Raw genomic sequence first — 7,348 nt, 5'->3', positions numbered from 1 at the left:
AAAGCGGCGGCAGGATGGTGCCACTTGGCCGATCCCCGGCTTATGCCTCGCGCTGTCGGTTCCGGTAAGCATCGGGGGGAAGTGGCCGCCGCACTCCAAAACGTCCAGTGGAACCCTTCTATGATCGTTGGCAGTCCGGAATCCATAAAGAGCCTTCTCACTTTCATCGCAGTGGCGATTATCGAGTCAGGAGACAAGTGACCTTACTTTCGCCATTACATCTTGTAACACGGTATTCGCGGCGACATCGATCTTCCGTACCCCGCGGGCGCGGTAGTCGATCATCTTGATCTGGTGACAAAGGACAACTCCGGTGGTCCTACTACCTTGGAGCGGAACCTCAAAGGCGTGACCCCGGACACGGCTCGTAATCGGCGCTACGAGCGCAAGTCCAACCTTCTTGTTAAAGGTCCGTGGCGTAAGGACCAGGGCGGGGCGCTTCATTGCCTGCTCATGCCCGCGCGCCGGATCGAAATCCGTGAATAGGATTTCTCCTCGGTCCGGCACGTAACTAGGCATTTACAAAGGGTCCTCACGGCCTATCGGGGGTGCGTCGAGCCATTCTCGATCATCGTCCTCGAGCGCAAACTGGTCAGCGGTCGATGCTTCGAGCAAAGACTCGAGCCCGTACTCCGGTGTTTGGATGGGTTCGATGACAATACAATTATCTTTCAAGTGCATATCTACCAGGCTATCTACGGATAGTCCCAAAGCCCGAATCAATTGCGCGGGGAGCCGAATAGCTGCGCTATTGCCCCATCGCTTGATCTCTGCGTTCATAAGTGTATCTCCTTAAGTATCTACATGACTGAGTTTGAAGTAATTTCATAAGGATTGTCAACTAGTACCTTATTGCAATCGATATTGCATGTGTAGGGAACGGCCTCCGTGCCGTTCCGCAAGCTGCTCGGAACGCCACGGAGGGCGTTCCCTACAGCAAAATCATGCGAAATGGGGTACTAGGGGGCGTTCTCAATTGAGCCAACTCATCACGAAAATCAGGCCCATAGGTCGGGTCAGGCTAGGGATGGCTGCCACCCGACGGAGGTGGCTGGCATACGGCGGATGGCGCAAGCTTATCCGCCCTACGCGAGCTCGTAACGGGTTGTTATCCTTAGATAATTTTTTAATTAAGAACGCCCCCTAGGCGAGCGTCTCCGGCATCAGGCACCAGGTGTCCTGTCCGTCTTCCGACACCGGGGCCACCCGCCGCTTGTTGCAAACCCGACAAGTGAGGCCCTACGCGCGGCTCAGTGCCTTGAAAATCAATCCGGAATGCGCGCGTTTCGGATTAGGCATGGCATTTGCTTGGTAAAGTATCCGAAGCGATCTCGAATCACGCGAGCGACGGCGCCCGCGACTTTTCCGGAGACCAGCCGATGGAGCTGAAAATCCTGGGGCAAGGCGCGCCGGCGGTATCGACGGGGCGCATCGGCTGCGCCGCGAGCGGCCACGGCGGTGGGGACCCACTCTCCCGGCTGCCCGCAGAGGTCCGGGCGCAGATACGGGACCACCCGTGCTATTCGGAAGCGGCGCACCATCACTATGCCCGGATGCATGTGGCCGTGGCGCCAGCGTGCAACATTCAGTGCCACTACTGCAATCGCAAGTATGACTGTGCCAACGAGTCGCGCCCGGGCGTGGTGTCCGAGCTCTTGAGCCCGGATCAGGCGGTGAAGAAGGTCCTGGCCGTGGCCGCCGCTATCCCCCAGCTGGCAGTGGTCGGCATCGCCGGTCCCGGCGATCCGCTTGCCAATCCCGAACGCACCTTTGCAACCTTCCGCAAGCTCTCGGAACAGGCGCCGGACCTCAAACTGTGCCTGTCTACCAACGGGCTGGCGTTGCCCGAGCTGGTCGATGTGCTCTGCGCGCACCGGGTCAGCCATGTGACCATCACCATCAACTGTATCGATCCGGCAGTGGGGGTCAAGATCTATCCCTGGATCTTCTGGAACCAGCACCGGATCGAGGGAGCTGAGGCCGCGGCGATCCTCATCGAGCAGCAGCGGAAGGGTCTGAAGATGCTGGTCGAGCGGGGGGTCCTGGTCAAGATCAACTCGGTGGTGATCCCCGGCGTGAACGACGTACACCTGAGAGCGGTCGCGCAGTACGTCAAGGCCAAAGGGGCCTTCCTGCATAACCTGATGCCGCTCATCGCCGACGCCAAGCACGGCACCTTTTTCGGGGTCACGGGACAGCGCGGCCCGACCCGTGAGGAGCTGCGGGTGCTGCGGGACGCCTGCGCCGGCGACATGAACATCATGCGTCATTGCCGTCAGTGCCGCGCCGATGCCGTGGGTCTGCTCGGCGAGGATCGGTGCCGGGAGTTCACCCTGGACAAGATCGAACACCGGGAGGTCGATTACGACCAGGCCATGGCGGTGCGGCGGCGGGTCCATGCGACCATCGAGGCCGACCGCGCGGCGTGCCAGCAATCGCCCGAGCCCGGATAACCGTCAACAGGGCCTTAGAGACTGTCTAAGAACTTGCCCGGTTGGCTCCCTCGCCCCCTGGGGGGAGAGGGCTGGGGAGAGGGGGGATCAAGGGCTTGATTGCGATCGGATTGGTCACGCCATATCAAGCAACATCAATGGGTTAGTTTTTAGACAGCCTCTTAGGAGTCCGACGCTATGCCGAAAGCGAAAATTACATTCGACGATATCGAGCAAACCGTCAATGTCCCCGCGGGTACGCGCGTCATCGAGATTTCCGAGAAGGTGGGGGCCGGCATCATCTACGGTTGCCGCGAGGGTGACTGCGGAACCTGCATGATGCATGTCACCGCGGGTTGGAACAACCTCACCGCGCCTTCGGTGCTAGAGGAGAAGATCCTGCGCGAGAACCTGGCCGGTCGCCACGACCGGCTGGCCTGCCAGGCGCAGATCCTCGGCGATTGCCGGGTCAAGCCCGCCTGACCATCAACACCCAACCCGGAGCGCTATTATGGGCCTGGTTACCTTTTCGAACCCCGAATTCAAGGACAAGACCGTCTATGCGGTAGCAGGCAGCCACACCGAAACCATCCTCAAGCTCGCCAAGGAGCACCGGGTGCCCGTCCAGTTCGACTGTCAGGATGGCGAGTGCGGAAGCTGCCTGGTGCGTGTGACCAGCATCGACGGCAAGGATCGTATGGGTGGTCCCCTGACGGAGAAGGAGAAGAACGTCCTGCACGAGCTGGGCAAGCTGACCAAAGAAGAGGTCGAGCAAATGCTCGTCGACGACTTGCCGAGCGAGTGGCGCCTGGCATGCCAGATGATCGTTCGCGACGAAGACCTGTTGGTAGAGTTCTGAAGATGTCCGGCGCGCTCCCTATCACCATCGATCATGCGGTGCGGATCTACGGCCTGCTGATAGCGCGGGCCACCGGGATCGGTAACGACCATGCGTTGGCCTGTATGATCGCCAGCGCGTGGACGGGGAGGGGTTCCCTGCCGGCTTGGCTCGGGCTGTCACCCGCCGCCTTCCATTGCCTGGTGGGGCATCACTTTCCCGGAGCAACCTTGCCTGCTCCCGCCTTCCCGGGTCTGGCGGCTCCGGAACCACGACCCGACGAGCTGGCCGACCTGGTGCGGCTGATGTTGATCGACAAGGCTGGTGTATCGCCGTCCGAGGTCTGGATGGCCCATATCGTGGCAGCGGGTTGCATGGCCTCCGACCATCTATGGAGTGACCTCGGTCTCTGGTCCCGAACGGATTTGACGGCCTTGATGCGCCGCAACTTCCCGGCCCTCGCGGCGCGCAACGTCAGAGACATGAGATGGAAGCGCTTTCTCTACAAGCAGCTGTGCGAGACGGAGGGGGTCTACACCTGCCGCGCGCCCTCCTGCGAGGTCTGCGTCGATTATCAGGGCTGTTTTGGACCCGAAGCCTGAGCCGAAGTTGTTTCCGGCGATACCCGTTACCCACGAATGGGTTCGGTGCCATACAGGTCGTTTCTTAAACCGCAAAGGCGCAAAGAGTGGGAGATAGTGAACACAGCAAGCCGCATCGTTTTTCGCTCACAGCAAAGCGAGCGCGGCTGCGAATTCCACCAGGACGACAATCCTCGGTGAGATATGCGGGTTAGGCCATGTGTACACAGACTTCTTGGTCGAGCCTATCGGCCATGGCTTCGCGTGTGGTCTCAAGATCGTACCGGGTTTGGAGATTCATCCAGAATTGGGCCTCCATTCCGAAAAAGCGTCCCAGTCGTAAGGCAGTATCCGCGGTGATACCCCGTTTCCCATGGACAATCTCATTAATGTGACGTGGCCACACCCCAACCGCTTGGGCCAAATGATACTGGCTTATCTGCATCGGCTTTAAAAAATCCTCAAGCAGAATTTCCCCAGGATGAATCGGCGAAAAGTCACGCTTCGTCATCATTTTCCCTCAATGATAGTCCACAATTTCTACGTCATAGGCGTCACCGTCACGCCATACAAAGCACACGCGCCACTGATCGTTCACACGGATGCTATGCTGTCCTTGGCGATCGTGGGTCAATGCCTCCAGTCGATTGCCAGGCGGCACGCGTAAGGTCTCCAGCACCGTGGCCGCATGGAGTTGTTCCAGCTTGCGTGCGGCTACCCACTGTATATCCTGCGGCAATCTGCGCGAGAATTGTCCACGGAAAATCTTTTCGGTTTCCTCTCTCTTAAACGATTTAATCATGCAGAGAGCATAACATTTTTCGTTTGCCAGGCGTTCTTGCTATACGTGCATTTCTCCGGTTTCACTTTTACCTGGTTCCGTGAACTAAATGAGCCATTCAGGGTGTCGCAAAAGATGACGCCCTCCTCCGGAGGGTGTTGTAAAAGCTGGTAAGTCCGCACCCAAAGCGGCATCGGGTCCGTGAAGACCTACGACTTGGCATCTCACCGTCGTTCCGGGTAGCCCGTAGGTCGGGTTAGGCCAGGGATGGCCGCCACCCGACGGAGATGGCTAGCATCCGGCGGATGGCGCAAGCTTATCCGCCCTACGCGAGCTCGAATTTCTGTTTCTTATCGTGATTTCATTCGTCATTGAGCAACCGGCGTATCGCTGGTTCGGAAAGTCCCATGGATGCGGCAATAGTTTCAATGGTCATCCTATTGTCATACAGCGACTTGACGAGGATTTTCCGCTCTTCCTCACGCCCTTCCGCAAGCCCTTCCTCAAACCCTTCCTGTCTGGCCTCCTCGGCTTCCCATCTGGCATGCTCGATCACTCCCCACTCGGAGCGGACAGCATCGATATGCTTGTCGAACCTGCGCCGCTCCCGTTCATCCAGCTTCAGATAATCGAGCTTGTCCTTCAAGGCGCCGATACCGGGAGCGGTGAATTCGTCCAGCACCTCGTTGTTCTTGAAGGCATAGACCCACTGATCCAGGTCGTCCCGAACCACGTCCGTAAAGCGTTTCAGGGGAATCAGATAGTACTCGGGAAAGACATTGGTCTCTCCGATGCGAATCTGATCGCCGACCAGGGATCTCTTCAGGGTCACGGGATGATGGGTATGCAGGCCCGTGAATTCGGTCTTGCCATGGTAGATGTAGTCGTCACCATCATGGCTGACGTCGAAATGGAGGAGGCTGATGGAGTAGACTTTTTTGAGATTGGCGTAGGGCTCGCCCAGCTTCAGGGTCTCGACGATGGTCTTGGCGGTGCCGTAGGTCAGGCGCTTGAGGTAGGCCATTTCCGAGAGGTATTGCACCTCGACGATGATCCGCTCGTCGTCTTGGGTCTTAGCCAGGAGATCCACGTGATTGTATTTGTCGCTATCGTCAAGCCGATTGCTCTCACTCTCCAGTAGATCGAGGATGACAATCGGTCGCCCGAACAGGGCCGCTAAAAAACCCTCCAGGACATCGAAGTTGGCCTTGTCCCGCAGAACGGTCTTGATGGCCCAGTCGAAGGTGATGATCTGGCGGCCGGTTGCTTTTTTCATGCGGGTGTTCCTCCGCAAAAGGGTTTTCGTTCGATTGGTCTGTGCTTATCTGGACATCCGGCCCGGCTTTGTCGCCTATGCTACCACCTGCCTGCTACCAGCCGCCCGATTGCTCAAGGAAATGCTCGCTATATCAAGCCATTGACCACTGTTTCGGCGATTGGTACGGGGCTTGCAACAAGGAGAGGGAACGCGCTTTTGTTCCACCCGCTGCGAGCAGCGAGTCAATCGGGAGATCCCACCATGGCACTGCGTCAATGCGCCATCTACGGCAAGGGCGGCATCGGTAAGTCGACGACGACCCAAAACCTGGTCGCGGGGCTGGCCGAGATCGGCCAGAAGGTCATGATCGTCGGTTGCGACCCCAAGGCCGACTCCACCCGCCTGATCCTGCACTCCAAGGCCCAGGAGACCATCATGCACCTGGCCGCCGAGTCGGGTTCCGTGGAGGACCTGGAGCTCGAGGACGTGCTGCGGATGGGTTACTCCAATATCAAGTGCGTCGAGTCCGGCGGTCCCGAGCCCGGGGTTGGTTGCGCTGGTCGCGGCGTCATCACGGCCATCAATTTCCTCGAGGAGGAGGGCGCCTATGACGAAGATTTGAACTTTGTCTTCTATGACGTGCTCGGCGACGTGGTGTGCGGCGGCTTCGCCATGCCGATCCGCGAGAACAAGGCCCAGGAGATCTACATCGTGGTCTCCGGCGAGATGATGGCGATGTACGCGGCCAACAACATCTCCAAGGGGATCGTGAAGTACGCGAACTCCGGCGGCGTGCGTCTCGGTGGCCTGATCTGCAACAGCCGCAATACCGACCGTGAGAACGAGCTGATCCAGGCCCTGGCCAAGAAGCTGGGGACCCAGATGATCCACTTCGTGCCCCGGGATAACGTGGTGCAACGCGCCGAGATTCGCCGCATGACGGTCATCGAGTATGACCCCAAGCACTCCCAGGCCGAGGAATATCGGGAGCTGGCCCAAAAGATCGTCGATAACAAGAATCTGGTCGTCCCTACGCCCATCAGCATGGATGAGTTGGAGGACTTGCTGATGGAGTTCGGGGTCCTGGAAGAGGAAGACGAGTCCATTATCGGTCAGACCGCCGCGGCCGCGGCGGCCGCCTGATGCATGAGACAGGTCCATTCATACAACCGGGCGACCGACGGCGGGGCCGCCGCGGCGCCCGAACAGGGGAGCCTTGCTGGCTCCCACGCTCCAGCGTGGGAGCAAATCCCGACGCTCCAGCGCCGCCAAGCGACCAGCGTAGCGCAGCTCACTAAGAGGCTGTCTAAAAACTAACCCATTGATTGTCCCAAAAAACTTCAGTCCGCCGTAGGCGGATCGAGGTGCAAACCTCCATCTTCAGATGGATTATCTTCAGTCGGCGGTTGAGTCCGCCGAGGGCCACTTTAGTGGCCCAACCTACCAGCTTCAGCTGGT

General features: G+C 58.9%; 10 protein-coding genes and 1 pseudogene. 6 read left to right on the top strand and 5 right to left on the bottom strand.

The genetic code is table 11. The annotated features are described in order from the left end of the window. Nucleotides 1–201: hypothetical protein (locus tag BQ17_RS22930; RefSeq protein WP_218068347.1), on the top strand; the 201-nt coding region annotated here is incomplete at its 5' end. On the opposite strand, the gene BQ17_RS18335 is transcribed toward BQ17_RS22930, so the two are convergent. Together BQ17_RS18335 and BQ17_RS18330 are read right to left on the bottom strand one after the other, a co-directional pair. Then, nucleotides 187–519 carry a type II toxin-antitoxin system PemK/MazF family toxin gene (locus tag BQ17_RS18335; RefSeq protein ID WP_089729597.1) on the bottom strand — a complete coding sequence of 111 codons (333 nt, stop codon included), beginning with the start codon at nucleotides 517–519 and terminating at the stop codon, nucleotides 187–189. The genes BQ17_RS22930 and BQ17_RS18335 overlap by 15 nt on opposite strands. After that, the gene (locus BQ17_RS18330; RefSeq protein ID WP_089729595.1) at nucleotides 520–780 is read right to left on the bottom strand and encodes an AbrB/MazE/SpoVT family DNA-binding domain-containing protein; all 261 of its coding nucleotides are present in this window, start codon (nucleotides 778–780) and stop codon (nucleotides 520–522) included. Nucleotides 781–1,379: 599 nt separating this feature from the next. On the opposite strand from BQ17_RS18330, the pseudogene nifB reads away from it, so the two are divergent. The 4 genes and pseudogenes from nifB to BQ17_RS18310 form a co-directional block, all read left to right on the top strand. Next, a pseudogene (nifB, locus tag BQ17_RS18325) lies at nucleotides 1,380–2,426 on the top strand (nitrogenase cofactor biosynthesis protein NifB); the annotation flags it as partial. A 204-nt stretch (nucleotides 2,427–2,630) separates the two neighbouring features. Next, complete coding sequence (locus tag BQ17_RS18320) at nucleotides 2,631–2,915, top strand: 2Fe-2S iron-sulfur cluster-binding protein (RefSeq protein WP_089729592.1); 285 nt, start codon at nucleotides 2,631–2,633, stop codon at nucleotides 2,913–2,915. 28 nt (nucleotides 2,916–2,943) lie between these two features. Next, the gene (locus tag BQ17_RS18315; RefSeq protein WP_089729591.1) at nucleotides 2,944–3,291 is read left to right on the top strand and encodes a 2Fe-2S iron-sulfur cluster-binding protein; all 348 of its coding nucleotides are present in this window, start codon (nucleotides 2,944–2,946) and stop codon (nucleotides 3,289–3,291) included. A gap of 2 nt (nucleotides 3,292–3,293) precedes the next feature. Continuing rightward, nucleotides 3,294–3,872 (top strand): nitrogen fixation protein NifQ, encoded by a 579-nt coding sequence (locus BQ17_RS18310; protein ID WP_089729590.1) that lies wholly within the window; start codon nucleotides 3,294–3,296, stop codon nucleotides 3,870–3,872. 190 nt (nucleotides 3,873–4,062) lie between these two features. Here BQ17_RS18310 and BQ17_RS18305 read toward each other — a convergent pair whose 3' ends face one another. The 3 genes from BQ17_RS18305 to BQ17_RS18295 form a co-directional block, all read right to left on the bottom strand. After that, nucleotides 4,063–4,362, bottom strand: a complete 300-nt coding sequence (locus BQ17_RS18305; RefSeq protein ID WP_089729600.1) for a HigA family addiction module antitoxin — start codon at nucleotides 4,360–4,362, stop codon at nucleotides 4,063–4,065. Nucleotides 4,363–4,371: 9 nt separating this feature from the next. Continuing rightward, a complete protein-coding gene (locus tag BQ17_RS18300; protein WP_089729588.1) occupies nucleotides 4,372–4,653 on the bottom strand; it encodes a type II toxin-antitoxin system RelE/ParE family toxin in 282 nt (93 codons plus the stop codon). 340 nt (nucleotides 4,654–4,993) lie between these two features. Beyond that, entirely contained in the window at nucleotides 4,994–5,908 is a 915-nt protein-coding gene (locus BQ17_RS18295; RefSeq protein ID WP_089729587.1) for an Rpn family recombination-promoting nuclease/putative transposase, read from the bottom strand. Between the two features lie 243 nt (nucleotides 5,909–6,151). Between BQ17_RS18295 and nifH the strand changes: the two genes are divergently transcribed. Further along, nucleotides 6,152–7,033: a nitrogenase iron protein gene (nifH, locus tag BQ17_RS18290; RefSeq protein ID WP_089729585.1), complete on the top strand. Its 882-nt coding sequence runs from the start codon at nucleotides 6,152–6,154 to the stop codon at nucleotides 7,031–7,033. The last annotated feature ends 315 nt before the right edge of the window (nucleotides 7,034–7,348 follow it).

The organism is Candidatus Thiosymbion oneisti (assembly GCF_900092655.1).
Taxonomy (GTDB): Bacteria; Pseudomonadota; Gammaproteobacteria; order Chromatiales; family Chromatiaceae; genus Thiosymbion; species Thiosymbion oneisti.
This window is presented reverse-complemented; position numbering and strand designations above follow the sequence as displayed.